At 36.1% G+C, this 17,591-nt stretch carries 13 protein-coding genes; 7 read left to right on the forward strand and 6 right to left on the reverse strand.

All coding sequences use genetic code 11. From position 1 onward, the window contains the following. Positions 1 to 90: 90 nt before the first annotated feature. A complete protein-coding gene (locus OZP06_RS07130; protein ID WP_269224275.1) occupies positions 91 to 1,644 on the reverse strand; it encodes an aldehyde dehydrogenase family protein in 1,554 nt (517 codons plus the stop codon). 257 nt (positions 1,645 to 1,901) lie between these two features. On the opposite strand from OZP06_RS07130, the gene OZP06_RS07135 reads away from it, so the two are divergent. Beyond that, positions 1,902 to 2,852 (forward strand): 3',5'-cyclic-nucleotide phosphodiesterase, encoded by a 951-nt coding sequence (locus OZP06_RS07135; RefSeq protein ID WP_269224276.1) that lies wholly within the window; start codon positions 1,902 to 1,904, stop codon positions 2,850 to 2,852. A gap of 95 nt (positions 2,853 to 2,947) precedes the next feature. Here OZP06_RS07135 and OZP06_RS07140 read toward each other — a convergent pair whose 3' ends face one another. Continuing rightward, on the reverse strand, positions 2,948 to 4,060 hold the full coding sequence (locus OZP06_RS07140; protein ID WP_281324413.1) for an endonuclease/exonuclease/phosphatase family protein: 1,113 nt from the start codon (positions 4,058 to 4,060) through the stop codon (positions 2,948 to 2,950). 231 nt (positions 4,061 to 4,291) lie between these two features. Here OZP06_RS07140 and OZP06_RS07145 point away from each other — a divergent pair, with 231 nt between their 5' ends. The 5 genes from OZP06_RS07145 to OZP06_RS07165 all read left to right on the forward strand — a co-directional run bounded on the left by OZP06_RS07145 (position 4,292) and on the right by OZP06_RS07165 (position 9,581). Beyond that, a complete protein-coding gene (locus OZP06_RS07145; protein WP_281324512.1) occupies positions 4,292 to 5,194 on the forward strand; it encodes an LD-carboxypeptidase in 903 nt (300 codons plus the stop codon). Positions 5,195 to 5,468: 274 nt separating this feature from the next. Next, positions 5,469 to 5,828: a YraN family protein gene (locus tag OZP06_RS07150; RefSeq protein ID WP_281238471.1), complete on the forward strand. Its 360-nt coding sequence runs from the start codon at positions 5,469 to 5,471 to the stop codon at positions 5,826 to 5,828. Positions 5,829 to 5,934: 106 nt separating this feature from the next. Then, on the forward strand, positions 5,935 to 6,591 hold the full coding sequence (locus tag OZP06_RS07155) for an aspartate kinase (RefSeq protein WP_269224277.1): 657 nt from the start codon (positions 5,935 to 5,937) through the stop codon (positions 6,589 to 6,591). A 160-nt stretch (positions 6,592 to 6,751) separates the two neighbouring features. After that, a complete protein-coding gene (locus tag OZP06_RS07160) occupies positions 6,752 to 8,863 on the forward strand; it encodes an FAD-binding and (Fe-S)-binding domain-containing protein (protein ID WP_269224278.1) in 2,112 nt (703 codons plus the stop codon). A 1-nt stretch (position 8,864) separates the two neighbouring features. After that, positions 8,865 to 9,581: a (Fe-S)-binding protein gene (locus OZP06_RS07165; RefSeq protein ID WP_281238469.1), complete on the forward strand. Its 717-nt coding sequence runs from the start codon at positions 8,865 to 8,867 to the stop codon at positions 9,579 to 9,581. A gap of 87 nt (positions 9,582 to 9,668) precedes the next feature. Here OZP06_RS07165 and OZP06_RS07170 read toward each other — a convergent pair whose 3' ends face one another. The 4 genes from OZP06_RS07170 to OZP06_RS07185 form a co-directional block, all read right to left on the reverse strand. Next, positions 9,669 to 10,436 (reverse strand): SDR family oxidoreductase, encoded by a 768-nt coding sequence (locus tag OZP06_RS07170; RefSeq protein WP_269224280.1) that lies wholly within the window; start codon positions 10,434 to 10,436, stop codon positions 9,669 to 9,671. A gap of 290 nt (positions 10,437 to 10,726) precedes the next feature. Then, complete coding sequence (locus OZP06_RS07175) at positions 10,727 to 11,656, reverse strand: AraC family transcriptional regulator (RefSeq protein WP_269224281.1); 930 nt, start codon at positions 11,654 to 11,656, stop codon at positions 10,727 to 10,729. An 81-nt stretch (positions 11,657 to 11,737) separates the two neighbouring features. Then, positions 11,738 to 15,106: a transcription-repair coupling factor gene (mfd, locus tag OZP06_RS07180; protein ID WP_281324414.1), complete on the reverse strand. Its 3,369-nt coding sequence runs from the start codon at positions 15,104 to 15,106 to the stop codon at positions 11,738 to 11,740. Further along, positions 15,099 to 15,740 carry a hypothetical protein gene (locus tag OZP06_RS07185; protein ID WP_281324415.1) on the reverse strand — a complete coding sequence of 214 codons (642 nt, stop codon included), beginning with the start codon at positions 15,738 to 15,740 and terminating at the stop codon, positions 15,099 to 15,101. The genes mfd and OZP06_RS07185 overlap by 8 nt, the downstream gene beginning before the upstream one ends. A gap of 415 nt (positions 15,741 to 16,155) precedes the next feature. Here OZP06_RS07185 and OZP06_RS07190 point away from each other — a divergent pair, with 415 nt between their 5' ends. Beyond that, positions 16,156 to 17,118 carry an L-threonine 3-dehydrogenase gene (locus OZP06_RS07190; protein ID WP_269224282.1) on the forward strand — a complete coding sequence of 321 codons (963 nt, stop codon included), beginning with the start codon at positions 16,156 to 16,158 and terminating at the stop codon, positions 17,116 to 17,118. Positions 17,119 to 17,591: the final 473 nt, after the last annotated feature.

Genomic DNA, 17,591 nt, shown 5'->3' on the forward strand with positions numbered 1-17,591 from the left:
TAAAACCAATAAAAGAGCCGTCTAAAAGTAAAAATTTAGACGGCTCTTTTTATTTACGAACTCCTAATGAGATTCAAAAAATTATAAGTACTACAAATCAAATTTGATTCCTTGTGCCAAAGGTAAACTTGTGGTGTAATTAATTGTATTGGTTTGACGACGCATATACACTTTCCAAGCATCAGAACCAGATTCTCTACCGCCACCTGTTTCTTTTTCTCCACCAAAAGCACCACCAATTTCGGCTCCTGAAGTTCCTATATTTACATTGGCAATTCCACAATCCGATCCTACTACAGATAAGAAATGTTCTGCTTCACGCAAATTGTTGGTCATAATTGCAGAAGATAATCCTTGAGCCACTCCGTTTTGAACATCAATTGCATTCTCTATAGTTCCAGAATATTTAATTAAGTATAAAACGGGAGCAAACGTTTCGTGCTGTACAATTTCGAATGAATTTTGCGCTTCGGCTATTGCAGGTTTTACATAACAACCGCTTTCGTAGCCTTCGCCAGCAAGAACGCCTCCTTCAACAAGGATTTTTCCTCCTTCGGCAACCACTTTTGTTAATGCAGAATTGTACATTTCAACGGCTTGTTTGTCGATTAACGGTCCAACATGATTTTTCTCGTCCAATGGATTTCCAATTCTCAATTGTCCGTAAGCAGATACTACGGCATCTTTTACTTTATCATAAATACTTTCGTGAATGATTAAACGACGAGTAGATGTACATCTTTGCCCTGCAGTTCCAACGGCTCCAAAAACAGCACCGATAACGGTCATTTTGATATCGGCATCTGGCGTTACAATGATTGCATTGTTTCCACCTAATTCCAATAATGATCTTCCTAAACGACCTGCAACAGTTTGTGCTACAATTTTACCCATACGAGTAGAACCGGTAGCCGATATTAAAGGCACACGTTTGTCGGCAGTCATTAATTGACCAATCGTATAATCTCCATTGATCAAGCAAGAAATTCCTTCTGGAAGGTTATTTTCTTTGATGACTTCAGCAATAATATTTTGACAGGCGATTCCACACAATGGTGTTTTCTCTGATGGTTTCCAAACGCAAACATCACCACATATCCAAGCCAAAGCCGTATTCCAAGCCCAAACCGCTACTGGAAAATTGAAAGCTGAAATGATTCCTACAACTCCCAAAGAATGGTATTGCTCATACATTCTGTGTCCTGGACGTTCGGAGTGCATGGTTAATCCATGCAATTGACGTGACAATCCAACTGCAAAATCACAGATATCAATCATCTCTTGTACTTCGCCATATCCTTCTTGCAATGATTTCCCCATTTCGTAAGAAACCAATTTCCCTAAAGCTTCTTTATTTTGACGCAATTTATCTCCAAACTGACGTACAATTTCGCCACGTTGCGGTGCTGGCATCAATCGAAATGTTTTGAAAGCTTCGGTAGCCGTTTGCATTACTTTTTCGTAATCTGCCGGTGTACTCATTTTTACAGAAGCAATTAATTGACCATCTACGGGCGAAAAACTTTCAAGAATTGCTCCGTTTGAAAAATGATTAATCCCTGTTGAAGTTCCTTCGTTTATGGCTTTAACTCCCAATTGCGCTAATGCCTCTTTCATCCCAAATTGATCTGCTATTGTTGTCATTGTAACTTTTTTAGTTAAAATTGTTATATTTTTGCGTAAAGATATTATTTTAAGGTCAATATTGATACTCTTTTGATGTTAAAATCAAAATCGGTACAAAACCTACCTCCTTATAAACATCCAACCTTTAGATTCACGAATAGTAAAATTATAGCATTTTTAATCGGATGTTGTCATTTTTGACAAAAAAAATACTTTCATTAAAAAAGAAGGAAGTAATTTTATAAACTGAAATTAAATTTAAAACAGCTTCAAACATGACTTCTATTAATCGATACTTTATTGGTTTGTTTTTAATATCCATTCAATTGTTTGCTCAAAAAGCAGCATTTGATATCGTTCCATTAGGCGTAAAAGGTGGAATTGACGAAACAAATCTTTCGGCCTATTTGGTTGCTCCCATAAATACCCATGATTACATTTGTCTCGATGCCGGAACTATAAATGCTGGTATTGAAAAAGCCATTTCGAACAAAGTTTTCAAAGTTTCGGCAAGTGAAGTTTTGCGAAAATACATTAAAGGATATTGTATTTCTCATGCCCACTTGGATCATGTATCGGGTTTGATTATTAACTCTCCAGCCGATTCTTCCAAAACGGTTTACACCACAAAGAAATGCATGGAAATGATGGAAAACCATTATTTTAATGGAGAGACTTGGGCCAATTTTGGAGATGAAGGTCCCGGTTTTCAATTGAAAAAATACCATTTTCAAACGCTTACTCTCGGGGAGGAAACGAAAATTACCAATACCACAATGACTGTAAAAGCTTTTCCCTTAAGTCACGGAAATCCTTTTGAGAGCACTGCCTTTTTGATTCAAAACGGAAAAGATGCTGTTTTGTATTTGGGGGATACAGGTCCAGATTTGGTTGAAAAAAACAATACTTTAAGTGAGTTATGGAAAACAATTACTCCTCTGATTCAAAGCAAACAGTTGAGAGGTATTTTCATTGAAGTTTCATTTCCAAATGAACAACCAGACTCTTCTCTATTTGGACATTTAACTCCCAATTATTTAATGGCAGAATTGCACAAACTGGAAGATTTTAGCGGAAAAGGTTCTTTGAAGAATTTTAAAATTATCATTACTCATTTGAAACCGCCAACCAAAAACAGGGTAAAAATCAAAGAACAATTGCAAAAACAAAATGATTTGGGAGTGCAATTAGTGTTTCCCGAACAAGGAGAACGTTTTGAATTGTAGCTATTTAACCGCAAGGTTCGCAAAGGAAGCGCTATGCCCGCAAAGCTTTGCGAACTTTGCGTAATACTTTGCGAACCCTTGCGGTTAAGCAACCTTTACTTTTTCTCTTTTATCAAATAAACATAAACTGGAAAGTGGTCGCTGAAACCAATTTCGGTGAGGGAATGCCGTAACGGATACCCTTTGTATTTTCCGCTTTTCTGAATTAAAAAAGGTTTGTTGTAAATTCCAGCTTTCCAATATTGAAAGGAGCTGTAATCCTTTTGCAACAGCGAACCCGAAACCATGACTTGGTCAAAAATATCCCAAGAATCCCGAAAAGCAATTGTTCCGAGTCCTTTGTTGGCCATTTCTTCGAAAGGGTTGTAAATTCCAAAGGAATCAACATCTTGGACTTTGCCTTTGGCGCCCAATGCTTTTTTTACACTATTATTAAAAGGACTGTCGTTTAAATCGCCCATGGTAATTATCTTCGCATTTGGATTGATGCGTTGCAGAGAATCAATGATTTTTCGGTTCAAAGCTCCTGCAGCTTCTCGAAATGGACTCGATTTCTTTTCACCTCCAGATCGCGACGGCCAGTGATTGACAATAATGTGAATTTCTTCTCCATTTAGAAAACCAGTTACCAGCAATTGATCTCTAGTGTAAACCCGATGGTTTTTAGCACTGACTTGGATAACGTCTTCGGTTTCTAAATTCTCAGATGAATCCGTTTTTGCTTCTTCTTTAATCGGTTGTTCTCCTTTATATACATACAATGGAATGTTCAAATAACTGGTGGGCTGAAACTGTTTTTTTTGATACAGCAAGGCGACATCAATACCTCTTTTGTCGGGAGAATCAAAATGAATGATTCCATAATCCTTGTCGATCAGTTTGGGTTGCTTGATTAAATCTTCCAAAACGTCTTGATTTTCTATTTCGGCACCGCCTATGAATGTTGGGGAATTTGGATTTTCGGAGGTTCCAATTTCGGATAAAACGCGAGCCAAATTTTCTAATTTTTGATGGTATTTTTTGGTATTCCAATGTTGGTCTCCCGCTGGTGTCCATTCTTCATCATTGGTAATAGGGTCATTAATTGTGTCAAAAAGATTTTCAAAATTATAAAAGGCAGCAGTATGAATGATAAAAGATTTGTTCTGTGCATTGCCTTTAAATAAAAAAAGAAATACAAATAAGAATGAAACGGTTGCTCTTATCATTAGTTAAGGTATAAAATTTGGTTTGTATTTCGTAAAAATAGTAAATTGATTACAATTATTGGGTTTGTTTTAGAATTGTCTATATTTGTTTTTGTCTTTATAAAAAATTATACCAAAAAATTAAGCATGCATACTAATCCATTTCTATTTATGACAAACAAATGTGTTTTGTATCAATTTCTATTGCTTATTTTTGTTTTACAATCTACAAACAGTCAAGCTCAAACTATCATGATTACACCACCCTATTTGCAAAAAGGCGACACCATTGCTATTGTGGCAACAGCCCGAAAAAATGTTGATGACAACCTGAAACCTACTATTGACTTACTGCATTCTTGGGGTTTGGAAGTGGTTATTGGGAGTACCATCGGATTAGATTTGAATCAATTGGCAGGAACAGATGAACAACGTGCTGCCGATTTTCAACAGCAATTGGACAACCCAAATATCAAAGCAATTTGGTGCGCACGTGGCGGTTATGGTACGGTTCGAATGATTGATTTACTGGATTTTACCAAATTCAAACAGCACCCAAAATGGGTTATTGGATTTAGTGATGTAACGGTTTTGCACAATCATCTCAATACCATGGGCTACAAATCCATTCACGGCACGATGCCGGTAAGTGTTGAAAGAACAGCTCCCGAATCGATCTCTAGTTTGAGAACAGCTTTGTTTGGTGATCCTTTGGGATATAAAATTGATCCGTTCCCGATGAATCGTTTTGGTAAAGCAACCGGAGAATTGGTAGGTGGTAATTTATCGATTTTATACAGTTTGTTAGGTTCTAAATCGGCTATTGATTGTACTGATAAAATTTTGTTTATTGAAGATTTGGACGAATATCTCTATCATATTGACCGAATGATGATGAACTTGAAACGCAATGGTTGCCTCGAAAGTATCAAAGGAATCATTGTGGGCGGAATGACCAAAATGAAAGACAATGATATTCCGTGGGGCAAAGATGCCAATGAAATTGTGCAAGATGTGACTCAAAAATACAATATTCCTATTCTTTATAATTTTCCTGCAGGACACGTTCACGATAATCGAGCCTTGATCATGGGCAACATTGTGACTATGGATGTGAATGAGAGTTGTAATACGGTGGTTTTTGAAGCCCCCTAAATCTCGAAAGGGGGAATTGTAGTGAATAAAGCAATTTTATAATTGCCTGAACTCGATTATTACTATTTTTCTTTTTTAAATGATGGCAAAAAAGACAAAATGCTTGCTTCTAGCCCCGATTGCAGTGAAAATCCTCCCGATTTTTCTTCGGGAGATTGTAACGAAAAGCGGGACGATGCTAACAAAAATGCCTAATCTTTCTGCTTCAAAAAATAAATAATTTTACTCTTTTTTTTATTTTATAACTTCATATCAATAATTTCTAACTTTAAAAATGGCAGAACACAATGAACTGGGAAAGCTGGGAGAAGATCTTGCAGTAGAATATCTTCGGAAAAATGGATATACTATTTTGGAAACCAATTGGACGTTTCAGAAAGCCGAAATTGATATTATTGCCCAAATCGAAAATACACTTGCCATTGTAGAAGTAAAAACCCGTTCGTCATTGGATTTTGGTTTGCCTCAAGATTTTGTAAAGCCAAAAAAAATTCAACTCTTAGTAAAAGCCGTAGACGCCTACGTAATTGAAAGAGATTTGGATATTGATGTCCGTTTTGATATTATTGCCATCAATAAAGAAGGGAAATCCTTTGCAATTGAACACCTTATAGATGCTTTTTATCACTTTTAAAGAAATTTAACAATGTTATATTTGTAACAAATTGTTTTTTATGTATATTTGCAATAAAATTAGACACAAAAACTAAGTACTAACTACGTAAAAACCACTATACATTATGAAAACAGTTTCATCTATTGTTGAAAATTACATCAAAACAAAGCCTTTTTTGCTGAATGCATTGTCACTTGGAATCATCAATTTGACTTCTTTGTCCCGAAATATCATGACCGAATTGGAAAGTGAATTTGGAAAAGAAGTAAAACAAGGAGCCGTTGTAATGGCACTAAAAAGACTAACAGAAGAATTAGATTTTAGATTGAATCATAAAATCAATAAAGTAATAAAAAACATTGGTGAAATTACCGTTCGATCTGCACTGACTGATTATACATTTGCCGTTTCGGATACTGTTTTGAACAAACAAGCTGACTTAATTACCGATATCAATTCGTTACCTGATATTTTTTACACTTCGTCCAAAGGAGTAAACGAGACTAATATTGTGGTTAGTAATAGTGTAAATCATTTGGTTGAAAAACATTTTACTGCTGAAAAAATGATCCAAAAACTGGATAATTTAGCTTCCATTACCGTTAAATTACCAAAAGAAAACATTGTTGTTCCTGGAATTTATTATTTCATATTTCAACGTTTGGCATGGGAAGGAATTATTATCAATGAGGTAATTTCGACTTCGAATGAATTTACTATTTTGGTTAGTGAAAATGAAGTAGATGTTGCTTTTAAAGTGATTAAAGACTTGAAAAATTAAAAATTAGTTCTTATAATTGAAAACGAAGCTTATTGCTTCGTTTTTTTTTGTTCAAATCCTGATATAACATTCGCTAATTCCTAAATTTACATTTTTATCACAAAAAGTGTGGAGTACGCCTCTGTGCAATAAAATCAGTCTATTTATAAACACAATCACCATGTTAGCTCCTTCTTATCAAAAGTTAAAAGACCTACTATCAGCCACTATTGATCCCAAACGTATTTTAACCAATCCGTTGCAAACACTTGCCTATGGAACCGATGCTAGTTTTTACAGACTGATTCCAAAAATTGTTATTCTGGCCCACACTGAGTTGGAAGTAATCGAGATTATAAAACAAGCCAAATCACTTGATATCGCATTAACTTTTCGTGCGGCAGGAACTAGTTTGTCCGGACAGGCAATTACAGATTCTGTTTTGGTAGTAGCTACTCACGGTTGGAAAAGTTTTGAGCTTTTGGAGAACAATCAAAAAATTAAATTAGACCCTGGAATTATTGGTACCAAAGCCAATAATTATTTGGCTCCTCATGGACTCAAAATTGGTCCTGATCCTGCCTCAATCGGGGCTGCAATGATAGGCGGAATTGTTGCCAATAATGCCAGTGGAATGTGTTGTGGGACAGCCCAAAATTCCTATCAAACCATAGCTGATATCCGAATTGTATTGAATGACGGAACCATTCTAGACACTGCAAATGAGGAGAGTGTAAATGCTTTTACAAAAAATAAAATCGTTTTAATTCAAGAAATTGAAAATCTCAGAGACCAAATCAAAAGCAACGAAACGCTGTATCATTTGATCAAAAATAAATTCAAAATAAAAAACACTACGGGCTACAGCATCAATGCCTTGGTCGACTATCAAGAACCAATTGAGATTATAAAGCATTTAATGGTAGGGTCTGAAGGTACGCTGGCTTTTATTTCGAATGTAACTTTCAAAACGGTTATAGACGAAAAACACAAATCCTGTTCCTTACTCATTTTTAATACAATACAGGATGCTTGCAATGCCACTATTTTATTAAAATCTGCTCCCGTTGCTGCGGTTGAATTACTGGATAGGGAATCCATTCGTTCTGTAGAAAATGACGATGATGCGCCTGAATATTTTAAAACATTACCAGAATCGGCATGTGCTTTATTAGTAGAATGCCGTGACAATGATTTGGCTATTTTAAATAAAAAACAGGAAGCTGTTCGTTTACAAATTCAGTCGATACCAACATTTACGGAATATGAATTTACAAGTGATCCTAAACAATATTATTTTAATTGGAAAGCTAGAAAAGGATTGTTACCAACAGTTGGCGGACTCAGAAAAAATGGAACGTCAGTTATTATTGAAGACGTAGCTTTCCCACTACCTCAACTAGCTGATGCCTGCTTAGCACTGAAAGATTTGTTTAAAAAATACGAATACCACGATGCGGTTTTATTCGGACATGCTTTAGAAGGAAACCTGCATTTTGTTTTTTCCCAAGACTTTTCGAACCAAACCGAAGTCGATCGTTATGAAAAATTAATGTCCGAATTAGCCGTTTTGGTAGTCGATCGTTTTAATGGTTCCTTAAAAGCAGAACATGGAACAGGACGAAACATGGCTCCTTTTGTAGAAAAAGAATGGGGTACTGCGGCTTACGAAATTATGAAACGCATCAAGACTATTTTTGACCCTCACAATAAAATAAATCCCGATGTATTAATCAATCCCGATCCCAAAGCGCATCTCAAAAATTTAAAACCGCTCCCAGAATCCAATGCTATTATTGACAAATGTATGGAGTGCGGATTTTGTGAACCGCATTGCGTATCCGAAGGACTGACTTTATCCCCACGACAACGCATTGTGATTGCCAGAGAAATCAGCCGATTAGAGAGTACAAAGGATAATCCACAGCGATTGGCCGACATTCGAAAAGATGTCACATACCAACTGGATGAGACTTGTGCAACCGATGGGCTTTGTGCATTGGCATGTCCCGTTCATATCGATACCGGTAAATTTGTAAAAGAATGGCGTGCCTCCGAGTTGGATTCAAACGATAAAAAAGTGGCTGCTTATATTGGTTCTCACATGGCGGGAACTACGGCGATTTTGAGAATTGGATTGAAGATAATTTCGGTTTTTCATACCATTCTTGGAACCACTATTATGACTGCATTATCGAACGCAGCTCACTTTATTACCTTTGGAAAACTTCCGAAATGGATTCCCGAAATGCCAAAAGGAGCCCATAAAATAAACTTAAATCAAAAGCATTAAAATGAATACAACTACTGATTTAAAAGTCGTTTACTTTCCTTCCTGCATCAACAGAAGCATGGGTAAAAACAGTTTCCAGGATTCGGATGATCTTCAATTGACTTCCCTTACTCATCAATTATTGGTCCGTGCAGGTTTTACTATAATTTATCCTGAAGCTTTAGACACGCATTGTTGTGGAATGCCATTTTCCAGCAAAGGTTTTGACGAAGCCAATCATGCCCAATCAGAAGCTTTAGAAAAAGACCTACTCAAAGTTTCAGAAAACGGAAAACATCCCATTTTGTATGACATGAGTCCTTGTTTTTACCATTCGAAAGAAGAGTTTAAAAGCGACTTAAAAATAGTAGATCCTATTGAATTTATGTTGGATTATGTAATGCCCCTTTTGACTATAAAAAACAAAAAAGATGCTGTAGTTGTTTTTCCAGTTTGCTCTGTTAAAAAAATCGGGAAGATGGACCAACTCCTTGCCTTATCCAATTTGTGTGCCAATAATGTAACCATTATTGACAGCAATTGTTGTGGTTTTGCTGGAGATAGAGGTTTTCTAGTTCCAGAATTGAACGAACATGGTTTGCGAGATTTAAAAACTCAAATTCCTACCAATTGCAAAGAAGGATATTCTACCAGTAGAACCTGTGAAATTGGTTTTGAAAAAATGAGTGGAATTGATTTTAAATCTATTTTTTATTTAATTGAGGAAGTGACTAGGTAAAAAAAGCAAGTACAGATTTCATTAATTTCCACTAAGTAATTTGTGAAAATTAGTGAAATCTGTACCTGAAATTTACTTCTTAGATAATTACAAATTCATCCCTCCCGAAACTTCAATGCGCTGTCCATTTACCCATTTGGCATCATCAGTACACAAAAAGGCAACAACGCTTCCAATATCATCTGGCAAACCAGCACGACCTAAAGCGGTCAATGAAGCAACTAACTGATTTAGTTGTTCATTGTCTCGAACCACCCCACCACCAAAATCGGTTTCTATCGCTCCAGGTGCCACAACATTCACTCTAATTTTTCTAGCTCCCAATTCTATTGCTTGGTATTTCGTCAATGTCTCCATTGCACCTTTCATACTCGCATACGTTGAATATCCCGGAAATGAAAAACGAGTCAATCCCGATGAAATATTTACAATTCCGCCGCCATCGTTCAATATTTCCAATGCTTTTTGGGTTAGAAAAAAGGGGCCTTTGAATTGAATATTAACCAAATCATCAAATTGTGCTGCAGTGGTTGTCGAAAAACTTTCGTGAAGACCAACTCCCGCATTGTTGATTAAAAAATCGATTTTATCGGTATTGAAAGTGTTTTTTAAAGTTGCTGAAACTTTTTGAAAAAAAAGATCAAAACTATTCACCTCAGCAACATTCAATTGAATGGCGGCTGCTTTTTGTCCTAATTTTTCGATTTCGGATACTACTTCTTCAGCTTCTTCTTTTTGGCTATTGAAAGTTAAAATGACGTCCATCCCTTTTTGAGCTAGATTCAAAGCCATGTCTTTTCCTAGACCGCGGCTTCCTCCTGTAACAAATGCTATTTTACTTTTTTTAATTTCCATCTTTATTTTGTTTTAAATTGATGGGACAAAATTAGAACAGAGGGTAAGCTCCAGAATTGCAAAAATCAATCGATAATTTGCAAAATTCAAATTAGAAAATTGTATAGATAAATAACAGCCAGAAAAAGCCATGCTTTTAAATCTGCAAAAACTGAGTGCCAATTAATTATTTTTACGCTAATTTTTGCAGATTTGACAGATTATATTTTTAAGAATTCCTTATTAAGCAACTATCCAACTTAAATGAATTATAGTGCTTTTTTATTTAAAAAATTGGCGGAACAATTTATTTAAACTCGAAAAGATAAGGGAGTCAGTGCCGTTTGTTTCTTGAAAAAATTAGAAAAATGAGCCAACTCTTCAAATCCGAGGGAGTAGGCAATTTCCGAGATATTCCAGTCGGTTTGTTTCAATAAAATTTTGGCTTCATGAATCAATCGGTCGCTGATCAATTCGGTGGTGGTTTTACCTGTATTTTCTTTTAAAACTTTATTGAGATGATTGACATGAATGGACAAACGCGTAGCAAAATCTTTGGCCGATTTCAATTCCAACCGTTGGTGAGGTGATTCAATCGGGAATTGCCTTTCGAGTAATTCGGCAAATAAAGAAGAAACTCTGGCTGCCGAATTGTGCTTAGAATACAAGGCGGTTACTGGTTGCAATTTTTGCCCAAAATGAATCAACTCTGCCACATAGTTTCGAATCAAATCGTATTTATACACATAATCCGAATTGATTTCGTCGTGTATCTTTTTAAAAATCAGATCTATTGCAATTGTTTCCTCTTTCGTAAGCTGAAAAACAGGATAGCCGTCCGTTTGAAAAATTGGTAATTTATCCAAATCAATTCCACTCTTGTCTTTGGTCAAGAACTCAGTGGTAAAAACACAAAAATGACCTGCCTGCTTTGTATCCTGTGGCACATAATGATACGGGATTTTGGGAGTGGCGAATAGAAGTGCGTTCTCTTCAATATCAATTACCCGATCGGCATACTCCACTCTGTTTTTACCCTGTATCAAACTTATTTTAAAATAAGCTCTTCGGTCATAAGGCATAACCGGTTTTTGCTTCATCTTTTCAAAAAGTTCTTGAATATTAAAAACATTAAAATGTCCAATTTCTTTTTGGATGCCACTGGGTAATAACGAGCTTGGTTTAATATCGGAATCTCTAACAATATCTTGGTAAAACTCTTCGATTGATTTTGATTTCATTGGAAATGAATTTGTAAAAATCAAATATACAAAATAAAATAGTGCCTCATCTTCTTTAAAAAACCAGAAGTTTTTTTTACTTTACTCCCCACCCAACAACTCCATCAACTCCAAACATCTTCGGGTTGTTTTGGCATTATCAAAAGTCAATAACAATCGTAGACCAGCTGGCGTTTGTTTTTCTTTCATGACACAAATACTGCTATTTTTTTGCACAAACTGAATCACTTTGTGAAAACGTGCCGAATGGTAATAATCCGATTGCTGATCCGAAACAAAATAACCAATCATCTTGCCTTTTTTCATTACCAGCTTTTCGATACCCACGCGAGTAGCAATCCATTTGATGCGGATACTGTTCATTAAAGCAAGGGCTCTTGGTGGCATTGGGCCAAAACGGTCAATTAGTTTATTTTGAAAAACAATCAATTCTTCTTCGTTTTTGACGGTTCCCAATTCGTTGTACAAACTCAAACGCTCTGTGACATTATTGATGTATTCGTCTGAAAACAACAACTCAAAATCAGTGTCGATTTGTAGGTCTTTTACATATTCCTTGATTTCTATATTGCTTTCTTCGGGATATAAATCCTTGAATTCATTTTCCTTTAATTCTTCGATGGCCTCGTTCATTATTTTTTGGTAGGTATCAAAACCTATGTCGTTGATAAAACCACTTTGTTCTCCTCCCAACAAATCTCCTGCTCCACGAATTTCAAGATCTTTCATGGCAATGTTCAAACCGCTTCCCAATTCGCTGAATTGTTCCAAAGCCTGAATTCGTTTTCTAGCATCTTCAGTCATGTGCGAATACGGCGGACAGATAAAATAACAAAACGCTTTTTTATTGCTACGCCCTACTCGACCTCGCATTTGATGCAAATCTGACAGACCAAAATTATTTGCATTATTGATGAAAATGGTATTTGCATTCGGAACGTCCAATCCACTTTCGATAATAGTCGTGGCTACCAAAACATCAAATTCTCCGTTCATAAACGCCAGCATTAATTCTTCTAGCTTCGCGCCTTCCATTTGCCCGTGACCAATCCCTACTCGGGCGTTGGGCACCAAGCGCTGAATCATTCCGGCAAATTCCTTAATATTTTCTATTCTATTATTGATAAAGAAAACCTGTCCGTTTCGCTGAATTTCATACGAAATCGCATCTCGAATCAATTCTTCATTAAAACTCACCACATTGGTTTCTATAGGATATCTGTTTGGTGGCGGTGTTGTAATAACCGATAAATCTCGTGCTGCCATCAACGAAAACTGTAAAGTTCTCGGAATAGGAGTCGCGGTCAAAGTCAAGGTATCAACATTGGCCGCTATGGTTTTGAGTTTGTCTTTTACATTAACACCAAACTTTTGTTCCTCATCGACAATCAATAATCCGAGGTCTTTGAAAACTACATTTTTGTTCACCAATTGATGCGTTCCTATGACAATATCGAGTTTTCCTTCGGCCAATTGTTTAAGGGTTTCGGCTTTTTGTTTGGCGGTTCTAAAACGGTTTAAGTAACCAATAGAAACGGGCATATCTTTCAATCTTTCGCTAAAAGTTCTGTAATGTTGGTACGCCAAAATAGTGGTTGGAACCAAAACCGCCACTTGTTTCGAATTATCCACTGCCTTGAAAGCGGCACGAATGGCAACTTCGGTTTTGCCAAATCCTACGTCTCCACAAACCAAGCGATCCATAGGACGCTCGCTTTCCATATCGGCTTTGACTTCTTGTGTCGATTTGATTTGGTCGGGAGTGTCTTCGTAAATAAAAGAACTTTCCAATTCGTTTTGCAAGTAACTATCGGGCGCAAATTGATATCCTTTTTCCAATCTTCGTTTGGCATACAATTGAATCAAATTGAACGCAATATTTTTGACTCTAGCCTTTGTTTTTTGCTTTAAAGACTTCCAAGCATTCGAACCCAATTTATAAATTTTGGGTGGCGTTCCATCTTTTCCTGTATATTTTGATATTTTGTGTAATGAATGAATGCTGACGTACACGATATCATTATCAGCATACACCAACTTGATCGCTTCCTGTGTTTTGCCTTCAACTTGTATTTTTTGCAAACCACCAAACTTCCCAATTCCGTGGTCAATATGCGTCACATAATCCCCTACGGACAAAGTGGTCAGTTCTTTTAAAGTTAAATTTTGCTTTTTTGAATAGCCATTTTTAATGCTAAATTTATGATAACGTTCAAAAATTTGATGATCGGTATAACAGCAAATCTGGTTTTCGGGATCGATGAAACCTTGATACAAAGGCAATACGATGGTTTTATATTGTTTACGAATATTCTCCGAATTGGTTTCGTCTAACGTCTCAAATATATCATGGAAGCGTTTGGCCTGAGCCTCATTCGAACAAAACAGATAATTTTTGAACCCATTAAATTGATTTTCACTCAAGTTATTCAACAACAAATCAAATTGTTTGTTAAAAGACGGTTGTGGTTGAATGTGAAATTCGAATTTCTTCTGAATTTTAAAAACGGGCTTGGAATTGAATTCAACAACTGAAAAATCCAATGCTCGTTTTACAAATGTTTTTTGATTTACAAACAATTGTTCAGGCGTGGCATGTTTAATATCCTTGGACAATTTCTCAAATGCTTCTTCGGCTCTGCCAAATTGCTTGTCCAATTCGTATAAAAGATTCTCTGTATTTTGAAAAAACAAAACGGTTTTTTCGTTTATATAATCTAGAAAACTCTCTCTATTTTCCTGAAAAATTTTATTCTCAACATTCGGAATAATGGTGATTTTTTTCTTTTTTTCTAATGATAATTGAGTGCCCACATCAAAACTACGAATGCTTTCGACTTCATTGCCAAAAAATTCAATTCGATATGGATTATCGTTCGAAAATGAAAACACATCAACTATTCCACCACGAACCGAGAATTCGCCTGGTTCTGTTATAAAATCTACTCGTTTGAATTCGTATTCAAACAAGACTTCGTTCAGAAAATCAATCGAAATTTTATCGCCAACAGTAACTTTCAAAGTATTTTTATCCAAATTTTGTCTCGTAACAACTTTTTCAAAAAGTGCTTCTGGATACGTTACAATTACGGCAGGTTTTTTACGAGAATTGATTCTGTTAAGTACTTCGGAGCGAAGCAGAACATTGGCATTGTCCGTTTCTTCAATTTGATACGGACGACGAAAAGATCCGGGATAAAACAACACATCCTGTTCACCAATCATTTGTTCCAAATCGTTCAAATAATAGGCTGCTTCTTCTTTATTATTAAAAACGATTAAAAAAGGAAGTTCTGCATTCTTAAAAATAGACTGTATGACAAAAGAAACTGCCGACCCAATCAAACCATCCAATTGCATTTTTACAGAATTATTTTCCTGTAAGTGCGCTACAATTTGAGCCGTTTTGGGAGAAGAATCATAAACCGAATATATAGTCACTTTACTCAACGTGTGCTTCGTTAGGGTTTTTTGGACTAGTTGCTCCTCCAGGATTACCTGGAATCATTGGCCTTCCAGACGGAATAGCTCTTGTGGTATCCAGCATCATTAACATTTCTGATTCTCCAACTTCCAATGGTATTTTGCCTTTTTCAATTATTTTATCCATTTGTCTTTGCAATGAAACTAGCTCAATATTTATTTCTGCAACAAGCTTTGTTACTTTTTTGTCCGAAACTTTATCGAGATTAATGTATAAATCCAACATTCGGACTTGAGTTGTCAATGTCGCAATTCTGCTTCTTATTTGTGGCGTGTCAAATTGTGTGGGAATATTGATATTCAGAGCCATCACTTTGGTAGATAAAGTTTTTGACTTTCTTTGAAAAGCAGTAATGGTTTTCTTGGGTTTAATTGCCAATTCATTCATAAAATCCCTCCAAGCTGGCCAAGTAGCCATATTGGCTTCAGAGACAGTATTGATAGGCTTGTCAAAAAAATTCCACCCTTTGTTAATAGTTGTAAAAATTAATTCTTTCTTTTTTGCGTCCCTCAGGTTATCGGCAAGTCGCTCTTCGTTGTCATTTTTACACGAAAACTGCATCATAAGCACCAAAAAAAGTAGCGTTAATTTATTCTTCATTTCTTCATTGTTTGAAGCACAAAGTTACAAAGTAAATTGTACAATGGCAATCTTAAAATAAAGGGCAATATGGGCAAATACACGGGTCATTTTTACAACTGATTCGCAAATTTTAATGTGACTTTATATTGTGACTTAACCGCTTTCCGCGGAATTAACGCCAATTAGTATCTATTAAAGTTTCAAAAATCTACTTTTTCAAAAAAATCAGTGACCCGAGTGATAACGAATAGGCGAAGCAATCTGCGGTCATTTATTACCCCATACAATTACAGCCTCAGTCACAAAATGACAACATCCAGAATTATGACCTTTCGGTAATTCAGCCTTTATTATTACAACATTCATAAAATTTATTATCTTTATTCTTGATAATTTGCGAAATCGCTATATTTGCATTTCAAAACTACACACCATGAATCCAAAAATATTAATAATAGGCGCTTGCGGGCAAATTGGTACCGAACTGACTCATCAACTTAGAGCTCTTTATGGAACCGATAATGTTATAGCTTCGGATATTCGAAAACTGAATAATGACGTGGTCAATTCAGGTCCTTTTGAAGTAGTCAATGCATTAGATTTTAACCAAATCGAACATTTAGTCGAAATCCACCAAATCACCGATGTCTATTTGATGGCTGCACTGCTCTCTGCAACTGCCGAAAAAAATCCTGCTTTTGCTTGGGATTTGAATATGAATTCGTTGTTTCACGTTTTGAATTTGGCCAAAGCCGGAAAAATAAAAAAGATATTTTGGCCTTCGAGTATCGCCGTTTTTGGACCAACAACACCCAAAGAAAATACACCACAATACACCATCATGGAACCTTCCACAGTTTATGGAATCAGCAAACAAGCGGGTGAAAGATGGTGCGAATACTATCATAACATTTTTGGTGTCGATGTGAGAAGTGTTCGCTACCCAGGTCTTATCAGTTGGACTACTTTACCTGGCGGAGGAACTACCGATTACGCCGTTGACATTTACCACAAAGCCTTAAGCGAAGGCAAATACGAGTGTTTCTTGACCTCTGAAACCAAAATGCCTATGATGTACATGGACGATGCCATTGCCGCCACCATCAACATTATGAAAGCACCGGTAGAACAAATCAAGATCCGTTCTTCGTATAATTTGGCTGCTATCAGTTTCACCCCAACCGAAATCGCTGCCGAAATCAAAAAACACATTCCAGAACTTAAAGTTACTTATGCACCCGACTTTCGTCAAAAAATTGCCGACAGCTGGCCTGCGAGTATCGATGACAGTCGTGCCCGAGAAGATTGGGGTTGGAATCACGAATTTGATCTCGAAATGATGACCGTAGATATGTTAAAAAATCTAAGTCCTCAATACAATACCGATATACAATAAAATACCCAACACTTACTTCATCAGTTTGTCAAAACCCATTTGGGAGTGCCCCCGATTTGCAAAGGGGGCCAACTTTAGACAACGCTTATTCGCCCCCTTTACAAATCGCGGTCGGGCTATCACGAGCGCTTTGGCGCCTTGCTCTATCCCTCACTCGGCATCAGTGCTATCAAACTATTTTTCGTTAGAAAAAACAATTTTCCATTTATATTACAATACGCTATTGTAACCTATTCTAAACTGTTACCCAAGAACTGATTAAACTCAAAAAAATTACTACTCAGAAACAAACCATTTGAAGCTTAAATTTTTTAGAAAAAAGAGCAAAGACAAAAATATCTTCTATCTGGAAACGAAGAGAATTGTAAAAAATTATATTAAAAAAACTACAGTAAATTCAATACCTAAGGCAATTCTGTAAATAAAATAATAAAACAAACCATTAATGCTATTTCGTTAATTTTATCTCTCTA

This window comes from Flavobacterium sp. IMCC34518 (genome assembly GCF_027111095.2).
GTDB classification, from domain to species: domain Bacteria; phylum Bacteroidota; class Bacteroidia; order Flavobacteriales; family Flavobacteriaceae; genus Flavobacterium; species Flavobacterium praedii.